Source organism: Asticcacaulis sp. (assembly GCF_051954415.1).
Taxonomy (GTDB): domain Bacteria; phylum Pseudomonadota; class Alphaproteobacteria; order Caulobacterales; family Caulobacteraceae; genus Asticcacaulis.
In genome coordinates, this window is sequence record NZ_JBQCHT010000036.1 from 42,849 (window position 1) to 58,833 (window position 15,985).

Genomic DNA, 15,985 nt, shown 5'->3' on the forward strand with positions numbered 1-15,985 from the left:
AAATGCGATATGTTTCAGGCTTCGGTTGGCCCGCCTATGCGGATCGGCCCGCCGAGGCCGAACGGTTCACCGGCCCTGAGTTTGAATACCAAGCTCAAACGGCGCGCCCCGTTGAACGGAGGTATGGCGACGCTCAGCCCTGCCGGCGCCGGATCCGCTTTGCGGCCTATGGCCTGGCCATCGAGATAGATGTCGCAGATACCTGTAATATTGGTGAAAACGATCCTCCCGCCCGCTTTCTGTATACGGGCGAACGGCGTGTAATTTGCGGCCACAAGGCTATATCCTTCCGCCTTTGCGGCACCGAAAAGTTCGCCCGGGCGGAACCAGGCCCAGGAGTTCATATCGGTATCGGCGGCCTTCTGGTTGGGATCAGGAGGCCCTGCGCTGTCCGGGGCCCGAAACCAGCTATCCAACACCATCATCGGCGACATGGTCGGCTGCCGCGGAGTTGCGGACTTGGGGGCGTCGAGCCAGATTTCGATATTGGCCGGTTTCAGCCCGTCTGCCCTGGCCGTGAGATTGATGACGGTCGTCGGATTCCGCCCCATTTCCGGCGCCTGGATAATGACCTGTGCCAGACCATTGAACAGCGAGCGCGTCTCACCTTTCTCGGCTTCGAGGCAGTTCGGATCACCATTGCCGAGGCCAATGATCGCCGCCGTCCCGCCAAACGTGACCTTGTGATGGGCGTCTGGCACCACGCGCCCCTTGGCATCGATCGCTTCCACACGGACCGGCATGGCATCGCGGCCATCGCCGGTCAGGGTCGGGCGGTCCTTTACCAGACGCAGGGCAACGGCCTTGCCGGTCGTTTCATTACGCACCTTGCTGACAAGCTTGCCGCCTCTATACCCACGCACTTCAATAAAGCCCGGTGCATAATCGACCGTCCAATAGTTCATATTCAGCCGGTCAACGGCCTGCTTCCCTGTCGACTTGCCATTGACGAACAACTCGACCTCATCAAGATTGGCGCAGGCCATGACGCGGACCTTGTCGCCGCTATTCCAGTTCCAGTGCGGCGCCAGCCCCAGCACTGGCCGATCATCGATCCACTGCGCCTGATGGATGTAAAAGGCGGTCTTTTCAAAGCCGCACAGGTCCATAATGCCGAAAAAGGAACTATTGGTCGGCCAGGTGTGCGGCGTTGGCTCGCCGTGATAATCGAAACCGGTCCAGACAAAGGTGCCGGCAACGAACGGCCGCGGCGCTATCTCTTTCCATGCCTGACGATGGGTGGCGCCCCACGGCGCGGCGTCATCGTCGTAACTGGCCATGATGTGCTTGCCGGCGTCGGTTTTGTACTCACCGCGCGTCATGAAGGCCGAGGTATCCTCCGATGAGAACATGGGGATATCGGGGTGCGCTTCATGGAAGGCGTCATACTGGTGCTGCTGGTAATTGATGCCGACGACATCGACCGCATCGGACACATTGAGCGCGGTGAACAGGCCATCATTCATGGCGGCTGTCACCGGACGCGACGTATCGAGCGACTTCACCACCGCGCTCATGCGCCGGACCATCTCATAGCCCTGTTCGGTGCCCTGCATCGGCTCTTCGTTGAACACCGACCACAGGAAAACGCTGGGATGGTTGCGATCGCGGCGCACCAGCCATTCAAGTTGTTCAAGATAGTCCGTCGAGGCGTTGAAGTTGCGGTTCTCCGCCATGACAAGGAAGCCGTGGCGGTCGCAGGCGTCCATCAGGGCCTTGTTCTGGGCGTTATGCGAGAAGCGGATGGCGTTGCAACCCAGTTCCTTCAGCTTGCGCAGGCGGAAATCGAGCACGCCCTCCGGCACCGCGCAGCCAACACCCGCGTGGTCCTGATGCAGGCAGACGCCTTTTATTTTCAGTGGTTTGTCATTGAGATAGAAGCCGGTTTGGGCGTCGAACTTTTGAGTTCGGCAGCCAGCAAATTGCTCGACATAGTCAAGAACCACAGTGAACGGATGACTTTCAAATCCGGGGCTTGTCTGTCCCGGCAGCAGCAGTTCTGTTTCAACTTCATAGAGATATGGATCGTCAAGCGTCCATAAGCGCACTGGCCCTAAACTGTGATTGAGGCTTACAGTTTGTCTTTGCAAGGCGGGTACAGTCACAGAAATTCGCGCTTCACTGATCCGTATCCCGCCTGGGGCTGTGACGATCATATTTACGAATGCTGTGGCTTCCTTTGATCCGCTGTTAAAAACAGTCACCTCGGCGGGAATAGTCCACTCATCACCTTCCTTGACCGGATGGGCAAACACGCCATCCGTCACAATATGGACCGGGTTGCGCTTGACGATCCAGGCGTCACGGTAAATGCCGCCGCCCTCATACCACCAGCCTTCCATGGCCGTGGCGTCCACGCGGACCACCAGCGCATTGTCACTGTCGCCATAGGTGACGTAAGGGGTCAGGTCGATATAGGTCGAATTATAGCCGCTCCAGTTGCGCGCCACGAGCGTGCCGTTGAACCAGATGGTAGCGAAGGTGGCGATGCCGTCGAGTTGCAGTTCGATATGCTTGCCGCGGTCGGCATCGGAAAAGCTCAGGTGATTGCGATACCAGACGATGCCGCGCCGGCGGTATCCCTGATCGACATTGGTGCCATTCTCGATCGGCTGGAAGCTGACGAAATCGTGCGGCAGGGTGACTTCCGCCCAGTCGCTGTCATCATAGGCCGGACTGGCGGCGCCGAGAGCTCGGCCGGCCTTGGCGGCATTATAGGTCTGGTCGTGGGTGACCAGCACCGGCATGGCGATATCGCCGTCATGGAAACGCCAGCCCTTGTCGAGCAACAGGGTTTCGCGCGCCCCCTTATCTGCGGCATCGGGCCCATTGGTGCCGGCAAAAGCCGCCTGGGGCAACAAGCCGGCCACGGCCAGCGCGCTGGCGCTTTTGAAAAGTTCCCGACGATTCATATGTCCGCTCCCGTTTTTTCAGAGCATACACATGAAAGGGACGCGTTTTGTAGTATTATTTAATTCCGATTGAGGGGCACGAGAGGCACGCCCAGCATCTGCACCGCTTCCACTGAAGGCTGGCCCTGCGGCAGGCCGTTATCCGCCTGGAATTTCTGCATGGCGCTGACCGTCTGGCGGCCAAGCTGGCCATCGATCGGACCGGGGTTATAACCCTTTGCCGCCAGGGCGCGTTGAACCTCCATGATCTTGGCTTGCGAGGTATTCTTGCCGCAGATGACTTCGCGCCATACCGGTTGCGGCGCGCCGACGACGCGTTCGCGCGTCACGTCATCATAGACTGCCGGCACGGTATAGGTCTCGGTGTGGGCTTCCTGCATCACCTTGCGGACGCGGCGCTTTTCCATCACCGCCGGAATCACCACCTGCTCATAGCGCTCCGGCTGGTCGATCACCGTCCGGCGTACCTGGCGCGTCTCGGCCGGGATTTCGACACGGCGAACGCTGGCCGGCGCCACCTCGACGCGATAGCTGCGGTCTTCATAGACGCCCGGCACCACCTTGAGGCACCAGACCGAAGGATCGCGCTCGTAATAGGCGTCTTCCGGCGTGCCTTCGGCATATTTGCCCGGCCAGCTCAGGCTGCCATCGGCGCGATAATCAACCGGCTGATGATCGCCGGCGGTCACCATAGGCCCATCGGTCGGGATACCGTCGGTGCGCACCCATTCGCGGCGCGCATCCCGCACCATCACATGTTCGGTGCGTGTTTCGTATTGCGCCGGAATGCGTTCTTCGCGGAAGCTGGCCGGACGCACGACCTCGGTCACGGTCTCGACGTGGGTAACGGCCGGGATCAGGCGGCGCTCGACGCGTTCGGGCCGGACCATAATGTCTTCATCGACCATATCCACTACCTCGGGGATGCGGCGGGTCTCGACGCGTTCCGGCGACACCATGACATGCTCGACATAGCGTTCGGTCTTCGGCGGCATCAGCAGACGCGAGAAACACTGGCCGGGAATGGCGTGCTTGCGCAGTTCTTCCGGCACCTGCTCCCATTCCGGCGAGCCGACCGGGCCGCTGGGGCAGGCCACCGGCGCCGCTTCGGTCATGGTGATGATCTGTCCGATATCGCCCTGAACCGGTTCTGCGGCACTGGTGCCGGTCTGGATGACCGTGACGGTCCGCTCAGCGGTGACGCGCGACGCTTGATCGAACTGTTTCGATACCGGTCTTACCGTCGGCTTGTGCCCCGGCTTGTGCGCATGGGCCATGACCGGCATGGCCATACCGATGCCAGCTACCATCAGACAGGCGACACCCGTTTTCAGAAAAAGCTTACGCACAACAGCACCCTCAAGTTTCTCAGATTCGCAATCAGCCCCAAAATTAACCCTTTATAAACCCTTGCGCCAAGTCCGCACACCCGCAACGCGTAAATTAACTGTGTTTGGCGGCCGTGTCCGGCACCTGCCGTTTATGGCCCGGCGATGCTTTTGGGCTTGACATTGCGGCCCCATATTCCCATTGCCACCCCGACAATTGTTTCAAGCCCAAAAGGTATCGCCCATGATCTCCCGTTATGCCCGCAAGGAAGCCGCCGCCATCTGGGACGCGGCGATGAAATACAAGATCTGGTTCGAGATCGAAGCCCACGCCGCCACCAAGATGGCCGAACTCGGCGTCATCCCGACCGAGGCGGCCGAGATGCTTTGGGAAAAGGGCAAGGATGCCCAATTCGACGCCGACCGCATCGACGAGATCGAACGCACCGTGAAGCACGACGTCATCGCCTTCCTGACCCACGTTTCGGAAATCGTCGGCCCGGAAGCCCGCTTCCTGCACCAGGGCATGACCTCGTCGGACGTGCTCGACACCTGCTTTGCCGTGCAACTGCAAAAGTCGGCCGACCTGTTGATCGAAGATGTCGACCTGGTGCTCGCCGCCTTGAAGAAGCGCGCGCTGGAGCACAAGTTCACACCGACCGTCGGCCGTTCGCACGGCATCCACGCCGAGCCGGTAACCTTCGGCCTCAAACTGGCCGGCTACTACGCCGAATTCACCCGCGCCCGTAAGCGTCTGGTCACGGCCCGCGAAGAAATCTCGACCTGCGCCATCTCCGGCGCCGTCGGCACCTTCGCCAATGTCTCCCCGGAAGTCGAAGCCTATGTCGCCGAAAAGATGGGCCTGGAAATCGAGCCGGTCTCGACCCAGGTCATCCCGCGTGACCGCCACGCCGCCTTCTTCGCCGCGCTCGGCATCGTCGCCTCGTCGATCGAGCGCCTGGCCACCGAAATCCGCCACCTGCAACGCACCGAAGTTCTGGAAGTCGAGGAGTTCTTCTCCGCCGGCCAGAAAGGCTCCTCGGCCATGCCGCACAAGCGCAACCCGGTCCTGACCGAAAACCTGACCGGCCTCGCCCGCCTTGTCCGTTCTGCCGTTGTGCCGGCGATGGAAAACGTCGCCCTGTGGCACGAGCGCGATATCTCCCACTCCTCGGTCGAACGCGGCATCGCCCCGGACGCCACCATTCACCTCGATTTCGCCCTGCGCCGCCTGGCCAATGTCGTCGATAACCTGCTGATCTATCCGGAAAACATGCAGAAGAATATCGACCGTCTGGGCGGCCTGGTTCACAGCCAGCGCGTCATGCTGGCCATGACTCAGAAGGGCATGTCGCGCGAAGACAGCTACTCGGCGGTCCAGCGCAATGCCATGAAGGTCTGGCGCGGCGAAGGCAACTTCCTCGATTTTCTGGCCGCCGACGAAGATGTCTCGAAGTTCTTCACCCGCGAGCAACTGGAGCCGTTCTTCAATCTCGATTACCACACCAAACACGTCGATACGATTTTCAGCCGTGTGTTTGGGTAAGTTCAAAGAGGCCCCCTCCGGCGGGACTTCGCCCGCCACCTCCCCCGCTTTGCAGGGGAGGAGAAACGCACCCCCTCCTCCCCTGTAGCGCAGCGTGCGGGGGAGGTGTCGAGCAAGGCCGAAGGCCGCGTCGAGACGGAGGGGGCCACTCACGCGAGATCATCCCATGCCCACCCTGCTCACCGATCAGTTCGACTTTGCCGGCTATGAAAGCCGCTTTACCGGCAAGGGCCGCATCCGTCTCGAAGGTGCCCTGCCGGAAGACCACGCCCTGCGCGTCCATCATGCCCTCGAACAGCAGACCCCGTGGGATCTCCAGATCGTCACCAGGGACGGCAAGCCCGCCATCCTGTCGCGCGCCGAACTGGAAACCCTGTCGCCGGAAACCATCCAGACCCGTTTGCAGGATGCCGCCGAACGCGCCCAGACCGGCCTGTCATACCTGCGCCTTGGTCTCGACCTGATCGACGCCGATACCATCGCGCTGGCCCCGTTCTCCAACCTGCTGAAATCGGAAGCCTTCGCGGCCTTCTGCAGCCAGCTAACCGGCCTGTCGGGGCTCGACCTGGCCTCGCTCGATGCCGTCTGTTATCGCAATGGCGACTTCTTCACCCAGCATACCGACACGTCGGCCCGCCTGTGCTTCGAATGGAACTTCACGCAAGGTTGGCGCTCGGACTGGGGCGGTCAGATGCTGTTCCATTCGCCGTCGGGCGATATCGAAGGCGGGATTATGCCGCGCTTCAACGACCTGTCGCTTTATGCCGGCGACCAGCCACGCAGCATTGCCAGCGTCGCCCCCTATGCCGGCGGCCCACGTTTCTCGATTACCGGAAGGTTCGGCTAATCAGTTCCCGCCGGTTGGCGGCGGCGGCGGCGGGGCATCGACCGGCTGGGTATCCAACGGCGGCGGGGGTGGTGGCGCGCCGATCGGCTGGGTATCGAGGCCCGGCGACGGTTCGACCGTCGCGCATCCCGCCACGGCAGCCGCAAAACCGATGATCATGAACGCTGTAACAACCTTTTTCATAATCATCGCCTTCTAAGAAATCAGCTTTTCAACGCTTCAGCTTTTCAGAGCTTCTCTGGCCTGGGCCAGGAATTCCGCCGCCTTGGTGCGGACTTCGGATTCACGCACGGCGATATTGGAAGCCGTCAGGTCACCCAGAACCTTGCGAATCACGTCTTCTTCAGAAGGCTGTTCGCCATTGGCGCGGACCACGGCGGCGGCATAGTTTTCCGCCGTCTTGCCGGTCAGGCCCATCTTTTCAGCCCCCCACAGGGCCATCATGCGATTGCGGGCGGCAGCGGCCTGAAATTCAAAAGCCTCACTCCCCTGTAGCGGGGGTTCATTGGATTCGGCAGGCTGGGTATCGGACATCGGCATAGAGTAGAAAACCTTTCAGGTATAACCGGTTCTAGTTCCCCTTTCGTGCTGACGCAACTACATCTGACAGATAACCACCAGATTCTTAGCCGCACGCACACCGGAGCGGTTAAAAAAGACACGAAATGTCCGTGTCCGCCCTATACAGAACGGACATTTTTGTTTATTTGCGGCGCAAAAGCGCGTCCTTTAGGATGCTGCCCGATATTCCCGCCTTCGAGCCTTCTCCCGAAACGCCTCGCAAGGCCCCGCCTTCCCGGCGCGACCGCCGTTTTGGACATTCCGACTGGAACAGACAATGACCACCAAAAACCGCAAGAAAATCTACGAAGGCAAGGCCAAGATCCTCTATGAAGGCCCGGAGCCCGGCACGCTCGTCCAGTACTTCAAGGACGACGCCACCGCCTTCAACGGCGAAAAAAAGGCCCAGCTCGAAGGCAAGGGCGTCATCAATAATCGCATCAGCGAATTCGTGATGACCAAGCTCAACAATATCGGCGTCCAGAACCACTTCATCAAGCGCCTGAACCTGCGCGAGCAACTGATCCGTGAAGTCGAGATCGTGCCGCTGGAAGTCGTCTGCCGCAACGTCGTGGCCGGCTCGATGGCCAAGCGCTTCGGCCTGCCGGAAGGCCAGCAACTGCCGCGCTCGATCATCGAATTCTACTACAAGAACGACGCGCTCAATGACCCGCTGGTCACCGAGGAGCATATCACGGCGTTCAACTGGGCCAATACCCAGGAAATCGACGACATCCTGGCCACCACCCTGCGCGTCAACGACTTCCTGTCGGGCATGTTCGCCGCGGTCGGCATCACCCTCGTCGACTTCAAGATCGAATATGGCCGCCTGTTCGAAGGCGATTTCTCGCGCGTTATCCTGGCCGACGAGGTCAGCCCGGATTCGTGCCGCCTGTGGGATTCGACCTCGGGCGAGAAGCTCGACAAGGACCGCTTCCGCCGCGACATGGGCAATGTGATCGAAAGCTATACCGAGGTCGCCAAGCGTCTCGGCATCATGGGCGACATGCCCAAGGTCATCGAAGGCGGAGTGCAGTAACATGAAGGCCAAGGTTCACGTTTACCTGAAACCCGGCGTGCTCGATGTCCAGGGCAAGGCCGTTGAAGGCGCCCTGCACGGTCTTGGCTGGGACGGCGTTTCCAATGTCCGCGTCGGCAAGCTGCTGGAATTCGATCTCGATGGTTCCGACCAGGAAGCCGCCAAGGGCGAATTGAAGGCCATGTGCGAGAAGCTCCTGGCCAATACGGTCATCGAATCCTACAAGGTTGAGGTGGCTTAAATGGCTTTGAAGGCAGCGGTTCTCGTATTCCCCGGCTCCAACTGCGACCGCGACTGCAAGACGGCCGTGGAAACCACGGTCGGCGGCAAGGTCGAGATGGTATGGCACGAGGAAAGCACCCTGCCCTCCGGCCTCGACCTCATCGTCATCCCCGGCGGCTTCTCCTACGGCGATTACCTGCGTTGCGGCGCCATGGCCTCGCTGTCGCCGGTCATGCAGGCGGTCAAGGCCGAAGCCGAACGCGGTGTTTCCGTGTTGGGCATCTGCAATGGCTTCCAGATCCTGTGCGAAGCCGGGATGCTGCCGGGTGCCCTGCTGCGCAATGCTGCCCTGAAATATGTCTGCAAGCCGATCGAACTGAAGATCGAGAACCGCAATACCCGCTTCACCAATGCCTATGGCAATGCCCAGAGCGTCTGGATGACCCAGGGCAATGGCGACGGCAACTTCTTCGCCGAGCCGGACGTGCTGAAGGACATCGAAGACAACAACCAGGTCGTCTTCCGTTATGCCGAAAACCCCAATGGGTCTGTCAATGACATCGCCGGCATCATCAACAAGGCCGGCAATGTGCTGGGCATGATGCCGCACCCCGATCGCGCCTTCGAGGACGCGCTGGGTTCCGCCGATGGCGCGCCATTGTTCCAAAGCCTGGTGAACGCGCTCCAGACTGCTTGAATTTAAATATAGGTTCCTGATTTAGGAAGCTTGAGACGATTTATCCCCCCTGAAACACAGGGGGGATTCTTGTAAAGGGCATCTCGCATGACCACCGCAACCACCAAAACCATGGCCGAAAAGGCCCTCGAATATGGCCTCAAGGCAGACGAATATCAGGTCATCCTCGATCGTCTCGGCCGCGAACCGAACGACGTCGAACTGGGCGTCTATTCGGTCATGTGGTCGGAGCACTGCTCCTACAAGTCCTCGCGCCTGCATCTGCGCAAATTCCCGGTCACCGGCCCGCGAGTCATCTGCGGCCCCGGCGAGAACGCCGGCGTCATCGATATCGATGACGGCCAGGCCTGTATCTTCAAGATGGAATCGCACAACCACCCGTCCTTTATCGAGCCATATCAGGGCGCGGCGACCGGCGTCGGCGGCATCATGCGCGACGTTTTCACCATGGGCGCCCGTCCGGTGGCCCTGCTCAACGCCCTGCGCTTCGGCGAGCCCCGCCATCCCAAGACCCGCCGCCTAGTCGAAGGCGTGGTGTCCGGCATCGGCGGCTATGGCAACTGCGTCGGCGTACCAACCGTGGCCGGCGAGACCAACTTCCACGCCGGCTATAACGGCAACATCCTGGTCAACGCCATGTGCGTCGGCCTGGCCGATGCCGACAAGATCTTCTATTCCGCCGCGCCCGAACCCGGCCTGCCGGTGGTTTACTTCGGCTCGAAAACCGGCCGTGACGGCATCCACGGCGCCACCATGGCCTCCGTTGAATTTTCCGAGGATTCGGAAGAAAAGCGCCCGACCGTCCAGGTGGGCGATCCCTTCGCCGAAAAGCTGTTGATCGAAGCCACGCTCGAACTGATGGCTTCGGGTGCCGTCGCCGCCATTCAGGACATGGGCGCCGCCGGTCTCACTTCCAGTTCCGTGGAAATGGCCGGCAAGGGCGGCCTTGGTATTACGCTCGACCTCGACAAGGTGCCGCAGCGCGAAACCAACATGACGGCCTACGAAATGATGCTCAGCGAAAGCCAGGAGCGTATGCTGGCCATCCTCAAGCCCGGCCGCGAGGAAGACGGCTACCGCATCTTCAAGAAGTGGGGCCTCGATGCCGCCGTCATCGGTGAAACCAACACCTCCGGCCATATCGTCCTGAAGCATAAGGGCGAGGTCGTCTGCGACCTGCCGCTGGCTCCGTTGTCCGACGACGCCCCGCTCTATGACCGTCCGTGGATCGAGCCGGCGCAGGAACCGGAACTGACCGAGGCCGACGTGCCGGTGACGCATGACCTCAACGACGCCCTGCTCAAGATCATTTCCAGCCCGGATGAAGCCTCCAAGCGCTGGCTGTGGGAACAATATGACCGCCACGTCATGGCCGATACCCTGGCGGATTCATCCACCGGCCACGATGCTGGCATGGTCCGCGTTCACGGCACGAAAAAGGCCCTGGCCGTCACCTCGGACTGCACCCCGCGCTATGTCCAGGCCAATCCCTATGAAGGCGGCAAGCAGGCCGTGGCCGAAGCCTGGCGCAACCTGACCGCCGTCGGAGCCGAGCCGATCGCCATCACCGACAACCTCAATTTCGGCAGCCCGGAAAAGCCCGAGACCATGGGCCAGATCGTCCGCGCCATCGACGGCATGGCCGAAGCATGCCGCGAACTGTCCTTCCCGGTCGTCTCCGGCAATGTGTCGCTGTACAACGAGACCAACGGCATCTCGATCCCGCCCACGCCGACCGTCGGCGCCGTCGGCCTGATCAAGGATTACGACCAGCGCGTCGGCTTCAACAAGGTCCAGCCCGGCCAGGTGATCATCCTGATCGGCGAAACCAAGGGCGAGATGGGCTCCTCGCTCTACCTGCGCGAAGTCTTCGGCATCGAGGCCGGTGCGCCGCCGAAGGTCGACCTGGCTTGCGAAAAGAACAACGGCACCCTGGTGCGCCGCCTGATCAAGTCCGGCGTCGCCAAGGGCGTCCACGATCTCTCCGATGGCGGCCTGCTGTCAGCGGCGGTCGATGTGGTTCTGGCGTCAAAGGTCGGCCTGCAACTGAAGAACCCGACCGAACTGGCCGATCACGTCTTCGGTTTCGCCGAAGACCAGGCACGCTACCTGATCGCGGTCGATGAAGCCTCCGCCCACCTCGTCATCGCCCAGGCGGCGGAAGCCGATGTCCATGCCGCCGTTATCGGTGTCGCCGGCGGCACGGACCTCAGCTATACCGGCCTGTCCTTAAGCATCGAAGCCCTGCGCAAGGCGCACGAGGACTGGCTGCCGAACTACATGGCCGGCAAGGCGTAAACGATCTGCCAGCCTGAAAACAAGGCCGCCCCGCTCATGGCCGGGCGGCCTTTTTGTTTGCGAAATCGCTGCCCCGAACACGATTTCAACAACAGGCTTAAATCTCTCTTAACCGGTTTGCGGCCTAGTCTGGGACCAGACGAATCCTGTTGTTTTCAGCGTATATCTGCAACCGGCTAACTTGGGGCGGCCTGACATGACCATGATGATGCCCGCAGGCTGGCCAGCGGACAGGAGACCGTAGCCATGCGTTACCGTCCCTTCGGCCGTTCCGGACTGGCGCTTTCCACCATCGGCCTGCGCCTGAAATCCGAACTGCTCAACAGCAATCATGCCCTGATGCAGAAGTTGATCATCACAGCGCTGGAAAACGGCATCAATACCTACCATTTCGACAGTCTCGATCCGGCTTTTCTGCAGATCGCCGCCGATGCGTTCTCCGTGGTTGATCGCAAGCTGCTGTTCATTTCAGCGAATGCGCATGAGCCCTTCCAGGCAGGCGATCCTGACGCCTATGCCCTGGCCCCACTCAAGGAACGCCTGCGCGGCGCCATAAAGGACTCCGGCCTGCAATGGCTCGACCTGCTCTATTTCGCCCCGCCAGGCGCCGGCAGCCTGCCGGATGACAGCCTGAACTTCCTCTACAGCCTGCAAAAATCGAAGATGCTGCGCTTTCTGGGCGGGATGGGAGAGACGGACGATCTGTCGGAATTGATTGCTTCCGCGCTTTACAGTGTGATCCAGACCAGTTTCGACATCGATTCAAGCTGGGACAAGCGCCGCAAGATCGATGACGCCGTGGTACGCGACATGAACGTCATTGCCACCGATTTCTACCCGGCCACCTATCGCAAGGCCTCGGATGTCGTGCCAAAGGAGGCTCGCCGCGGCTTCTTTGGCGGCAAGCCCAAAAATCCGCTGGCCGGCGCCGGCACCCACGCCTTCCTGCACCAGACGCCCGACTGGACGCCGGAAGAACTGTGCCTGGGTTATGCGCTTTCCCAGCCCAGCATGTCGTGCATTCTGATCGATGCCGAAAGTCCGGAACATCTGGAAGCCCTCGCCGAGGTGCCGGAACGCCACCTGCCCTCTTCGGTGCCGGCCCAGATCGAGATGGCCCGCTTCAACGAACGCGCCCATAAGCTGGCGGGCGGTTAAAAAAGCCCCGCCTGCTCTTTATTTGCCAGCCTGCTTCGCCTATATGCCAGTTAGCCACTTTAGGAGAGCGTACCGTGAGCGCAGAGTCTGACGTCAATACCTTCATAGACACCACCATCAAGGGGCACGACATCGTCCTGTTCATGAAGGGCACGCCTGACCAGCCGCGCTGCGGCTTCTCCTCGCTCGTCGTCCAGGTGCTCGATCACCTGGGCGCTCAGTATATCGGCGTAGATGTGCTCCAGGACAATGACCTGCGCGAAGGCATCAAGACCTATTCTGACTGGCCGACCATACCGCAACTCTACATCAAGGGGGAATTCATCGGCGGCGCCGACATTGTCCGCGAGATGTTCCAGTCGGGTGAACTGAAGACGGCCCTGGCCGATCAGGGCCTGATCGAAGCTTAAGCTAACAGATTAAACGGCTGCTCTGGCGGCCGTTTTTTTTTTATGCCAGCAAAAAACCCCGGAAGATCGCTCTTCCGGGGTTTAATTCTACATCGTCGTTCGGATTACGAGGAGTAATATTCGACGATCAGGTTCGGTTCCATCTTGACCGGGTACGGCACTTCGGCCAGTTCCGGCATACGGACGAAGCGGGCCTTCATGCCCTTGGCGTCCAGTTCGATATAGTCCGGCACGTCGCGCTCGGGCGATTGCAGGGCTTCGAGGACCAGGGCCATATTGCGCGAACGCTCACGGACTTCGATCACGTCATCCGCCTTCACGCGGTAGGAGGCAATGTTGACGCGCTTGCCATTGACCAGGACGTGGCCGTGGTTGACGAACTGACGGGCCGCCCAGACGGTCGGCACGAACTTGGCGCGGTAGACAACGGCGTCCAGGCGCGATTCCAGCAGGCCCACCAGGTTTTCCGAGGTGTTGCCCTTGCGGCGATCAGCCTCTTCATAGGTGCGCAGGAACTGCTTTTCGGTGATGTTACCGTAGTAACCCTTCAGCTTCTGCTTGGCGCGGAGCTGGGTGCCGAAATCGGAGATCTTGGACTTGCGGCGCTGGCCGTGCTGGCCGGGGCCATAGGAGCGCTTGTTGACGGGGGACTTGGGACGGCCCCACAGGTTTTCACCCATGACGCGGTCGAGCTTGTACTTGGCGCTGTGGCGCTTCGACATATCGTACCTTCGATATCTAACCCTGACCGGCTTCCCGCGAGAGTGCGGAAGGCGATTGCAACGGCGGCTCAGGATCAACCCGTAGTGACGCTGTTCCTTATCGGAAAGCGTGGAAGTGGCGGCTTATGTCGGAAAGGTGAGCGGGAGTCAAGCGCCATAAGGCGTTTTAATCGCAATCAAGGCTTGCGCCCAAGCGTGCGGGAGACTTAACTGATCCGCCTGTTCATGCAAGACTGGAGCTATCCATGCCGGCAGATACCTCCGTTTCCGAGCCTGTTATCGATGTCCGCACCCGAGAGGAACTGATCTTCCTGCTGGCCGAGGCGGCGGAAATCGAGCACAACCTGATGTGCTGCTACCTGTTCGCGGCCTTTTCCCTGAAAACCGAAGCCGACGGCCTGACACCCGAACAGACGAAAGTGGTGGCCGGCTGGCGGCGCGACATCATTGCCATCGCCGTGGAGGAAATGGGTCATCTGGCCCTGGTCGCCAATATCACCATCGCGGTTGGCGGCACGCCGCACTTCGGCCGGCCGAATTTCCCCATTGCCGCCGGCTATCATCCCTCCGGCGTGGTGGTCGAACTGCACCCCTTCAACAAGTCGACACTCGATCACTTCATCTATCTCGAACGCCCCGAAGGCGACACCCGGCCCGATGGCGCCGGTTTCGAGGCCGTCAGGCAGACCTATGACCGCAACATGGATGGCGACCGCCTGATGCCGAACGGTCAGGACTATGCCACGGTCGGGCATCTCTATCGCGGCATCCGCAAGGGACTGGCCGATCTCAGTGCGCGTCTGGGTGAGGAACATCTGTTCATCGGCGATATGTCGCTTCAGGTCGGCCCCGACCTGACGCCCCTGCCCGGCCTGAAGATCGTCAAGTGCCTGAAGACGGCGCTGGCCGCCTGCGACACTATTGTCGACCAGGGCGAAGGCGCCGCCGGGGAGAACGCGCGCTCGCACTATAACCGCTTCATGGCCATGTGCGACAGCTATCACCAGATGGAGGCCGTCGATCCGGCTTTTGCGCCGGCTCGTCCGGTGGCGAAGAACCCGCTGATGCGCAAGGGCCCGGAACGCAGCCATGCCGTGTGGGTCGATGCGCCGGAAGCCGCGGCGGTGATGGACCTGGCCAATGCCATCTATAACGTGATGCTGCGCGCGCTTTCCCAGGGCTTTGCCGACAATGATCCGGTGCGCAAGCGCGCCTTCATCGATGTCTCGATCGACGGCATGTACGCCCTGTCGCCCGTGGCCGAACACCTCACGCGCCTGAAGGCATCGACAACCGTGCCGGATGTCACGGCGGGGATGAGCTTCGCCACCCTGCGCGACGTCACGCCCCTGCCCGACGGCAAGCCTTCGCTGCGGTTCATCGCCGAGCGGCTGGAAGAACTGTCCGAAGGCGCGCGCAAGGCGCTGCACGGCGAACTGGCCGAAGGGACCGCCAGCCGGCTGGCGACGCTGGCAAAGAAACTGCGCGATATCCACGCCCCAACACCGAAGGAAGAAACCATCATGGCCGAACCACAACCCGGAAAAGCCGAAACAAAGGGGTATGAGAACGGCCAGGCGCCGGCGGTAGAATATGCCGAGGGCAAGGACGTGATTATTGAATTCGAAGCGAAGCGCTGCATCCACGCCCGTTTCTGCGTGCTGCAACAGCCAGGCGTCTTCAAGGCCAATGTAGTGGGGCCGTGGATAGCCCCCGATGATGCCGACTGCGCCGACAATCTGGTGGCCACGGCGCAGAACTGCCCGTCCGGCGCCATCCAGTACACCCGCAAGGATGGCCGGCCGCAGGAACTGCCGCCATTGGTCAACCTGATCCAGGTCCGCGAAAACGGCCCGAATGCCTTTCGCGGCGAACTGGTGCTCGATGGCCAGCCGATCGGCTATCGCGCCACGCTTTGCCGCTGCGGCCGCTCGAAGAACAAGCCTTTTTGCGACCAGTCACACAAGGAAGGCGACGATCCCTTCCTGGCTACGGGCGAACCGGAAACCGGCGACGTGACCGCGCTGGAGGTGCGCAACGGCCCCGTCAATATCAATCCGCAAAAGAATGGTCCCCTGCGTGTTTCCGGCAATCTGGAAGTGCTGAGCGGCACCGGCCGCACGATCCGCAAGGCGCAGGCGCTCCAGCTTTGCCGCTGCGGCCATTCCGGCAACAAACCCTATTGCGACGGCAGCCATGCGCGGGTGGGCTTCGTGAGCGAATAGCCTCGCGCAAAGCGGATAAT

14 protein-coding genes are annotated in these 15,985 nt (G+C 61.0%); 9 read left to right on the top strand and 5 right to left on the bottom strand.

Annotated features, from left to right (window positions below; genetic code table 11):
* Positions 1-14: 14 nt before the first annotated feature.
* Together galA and ACTHND_RS14055 are read right to left on the bottom strand one after the other, a co-directional pair.
* Positions 15-2,912, bottom strand: coding sequence for a beta-galactosidase GalA (galA, locus tag ACTHND_RS14050; RefSeq protein ID WP_440178577.1), 2,898 nt, complete (start codon positions 2,910-2,912; stop codon positions 15-17).
* Positions 2,913-2,971: 59 nt separating this feature from the next.
* Positions 2,972-4,261: a peptidoglycan-binding domain-containing protein gene (locus ACTHND_RS14055; protein WP_440178578.1), complete on the bottom strand. Its 1,290-nt coding sequence runs from the start codon at positions 4,259-4,261 to the stop codon at positions 2,972-2,974.
* A gap of 223 nt (positions 4,262-4,484) precedes the next feature.
* Between ACTHND_RS14055 and purB the strand changes: the two genes are divergently transcribed.
* Together purB and ACTHND_RS14065 are read left to right on the top strand one after the other, a co-directional pair.
* Positions 4,485-5,786 carry an adenylosuccinate lyase gene (gene purB / locus ACTHND_RS14060; protein ID WP_440178579.1) on the top strand — a complete coding sequence of 434 codons (1,302 nt, stop codon included), beginning with the start codon at positions 4,485-4,487 and terminating at the stop codon, positions 5,784-5,786.
* 166 nt (positions 5,787-5,952) lie between these two features.
* On the top strand, positions 5,953-6,633 hold the full coding sequence (locus tag ACTHND_RS14065; RefSeq protein WP_440178580.1) for a 2OG-Fe(II) oxygenase family protein: 681 nt from the start codon (positions 5,953-5,955) through the stop codon (positions 6,631-6,633).
* Here the strand turns inward: ACTHND_RS14065 and ACTHND_RS14070 are convergent, their stop codons facing one another.
* Together ACTHND_RS14070 and ACTHND_RS14075 are read right to left on the bottom strand one after the other, a co-directional pair.
* Positions 6,634-6,816, bottom strand: coding sequence for a hypothetical protein (locus tag ACTHND_RS14070; RefSeq protein WP_440178581.1), 183 nt, complete (start codon positions 6,814-6,816; stop codon positions 6,634-6,636). It abuts the gene before it with no gap.
* A gap of 36 nt (positions 6,817-6,852) precedes the next feature.
* Positions 6,853-7,173 carry a DUF1476 domain-containing protein gene (locus ACTHND_RS14075; protein WP_303831376.1) on the bottom strand — a complete coding sequence of 107 codons (321 nt, stop codon included), beginning with the start codon at positions 7,171-7,173 and terminating at the stop codon, positions 6,853-6,855.
* A 298-nt stretch (positions 7,174-7,471) separates the two neighbouring features.
* Here ACTHND_RS14075 and purC point away from each other — a divergent pair, with 298 nt between their 5' ends.
* The 6 genes from purC (at position 7,472) to grxD (ending at position 13,018) form a co-directional block, all read left to right on the top strand.
* The gene (gene purC, locus ACTHND_RS14080; RefSeq protein WP_303831377.1) at positions 7,472-8,233 is read left to right on the top strand and encodes a phosphoribosylaminoimidazolesuccinocarboxamide synthase; all 762 of its coding nucleotides are present in this window, start codon (positions 7,472-7,474) and stop codon (positions 8,231-8,233) included.
* Position 8,234: 1 nt separating this feature from the next.
* Positions 8,235-8,474, top strand: a complete 240-nt coding sequence (purS, locus tag ACTHND_RS14085) for a phosphoribosylformylglycinamidine synthase subunit PurS (RefSeq protein ID WP_440178583.1) — start codon at positions 8,235-8,237, stop codon at positions 8,472-8,474.
* Positions 8,475-8,480: 6 nt separating this feature from the next.
* Positions 8,481-9,152, top strand: a complete 672-nt coding sequence (purQ, locus tag ACTHND_RS14090; RefSeq protein ID WP_440178614.1) for a phosphoribosylformylglycinamidine synthase subunit PurQ — start codon at positions 8,481-8,483, stop codon at positions 9,150-9,152.
* Between the two features lie 87 nt (positions 9,153-9,239).
* Complete coding sequence (purL, locus tag ACTHND_RS14095; protein WP_440178584.1) at positions 9,240-11,450, top strand: phosphoribosylformylglycinamidine synthase subunit PurL; 2,211 nt, start codon at positions 9,240-9,242, stop codon at positions 11,448-11,450.
* 246 nt (positions 11,451-11,696) lie between these two features.
* Positions 11,697-12,608 (top strand): aldo/keto reductase, encoded by a 912-nt coding sequence (locus ACTHND_RS14100; RefSeq protein WP_440178585.1) that lies wholly within the window; start codon positions 11,697-11,699, stop codon positions 12,606-12,608.
* A gap of 74 nt (positions 12,609-12,682) precedes the next feature.
* Entirely contained in the window at positions 12,683-13,018 is a 336-nt protein-coding gene (gene grxD / locus ACTHND_RS14105; protein ID WP_440178586.1) for a Grx4 family monothiol glutaredoxin, read from the top strand.
* A 104-nt stretch (positions 13,019-13,122) separates the two neighbouring features.
* Here the strand turns inward: grxD and rpsD are convergent, their stop codons facing one another.
* Entirely contained in the window at positions 13,123-13,740 is a 618-nt protein-coding gene (rpsD, locus tag ACTHND_RS14110; protein WP_090647917.1) for a 30S ribosomal protein S4, read from the bottom strand.
* A 245-nt stretch (positions 13,741-13,985) separates the two neighbouring features.
* Here rpsD and ACTHND_RS14115 point away from each other — a divergent pair, with 245 nt between their 5' ends.
* Complete coding sequence (locus ACTHND_RS14115) at positions 13,986-15,965, top strand: ferritin-like domain-containing protein (RefSeq protein ID WP_440178587.1); 1,980 nt, start codon at positions 13,986-13,988, stop codon at positions 15,963-15,965.
* Positions 15,966-15,985: the final 20 nt, after the last annotated feature.

Excerpts from the sequence above, each read along its gene's own strand:
- galA (WP_440178577.1), bottom strand. The coding sequence starts at position 2,912 with ATGAATCGTCGGGAACTTTTCAAAAGCGCCAGCGCGCTGGCCGTGGCC.
- purB (WP_440178579.1), top strand. The coding sequence starts at position 4,485 with ATGATCTCCCGTTATGCCCGCAAGGAAGCCGCCGCCATCTGGGACGCG.
- ACTHND_RS14065 (WP_440178580.1), top strand. The coding sequence starts at position 5,953 with ATGCCCACCCTGCTCACCGATCAGTTCGACTTTGCCGGCTATGAAAGC.
- ACTHND_RS14070 (WP_440178581.1), bottom strand. The coding sequence starts at position 6,816 with ATGAAAAAGGTTGTTACAGCGTTCATGATCATCGGTTTTGCGGCTGCC.
- ACTHND_RS14075 (WP_303831376.1), bottom strand. The coding sequence starts at position 7,173 with ATGCCGATGTCCGATACCCAGCCTGCCGAATCCAATGAACCCCCGCTA.
- purC (WP_303831377.1), top strand. The coding sequence starts at position 7,472 with ATGACCACCAAAAACCGCAAGAAAATCTACGAAGGCAAGGCCAAGATC.
- purS (WP_440178583.1), top strand. The coding sequence starts at position 8,235 with ATGAAGGCCAAGGTTCACGTTTACCTGAAACCCGGCGTGCTCGATGTC.
- purL (WP_440178584.1), top strand. The coding sequence starts at position 9,240 with ATGACCACCGCAACCACCAAAACCATGGCCGAAAAGGCCCTCGAATAT.
- ACTHND_RS14100 (WP_440178585.1), top strand. The coding sequence starts at position 11,697 with ATGCGTTACCGTCCCTTCGGCCGTTCCGGACTGGCGCTTTCCACCATC.
- rpsD (WP_090647917.1), bottom strand. The coding sequence starts at position 13,740 with ATGTCGAAGCGCCACAGCGCCAAGTACAAGCTCGACCGCGTCATGGGT.
- ACTHND_RS14115 (WP_440178587.1), top strand. The coding sequence starts at position 13,986 with ATGCCGGCAGATACCTCCGTTTCCGAGCCTGTTATCGATGTCCGCACC.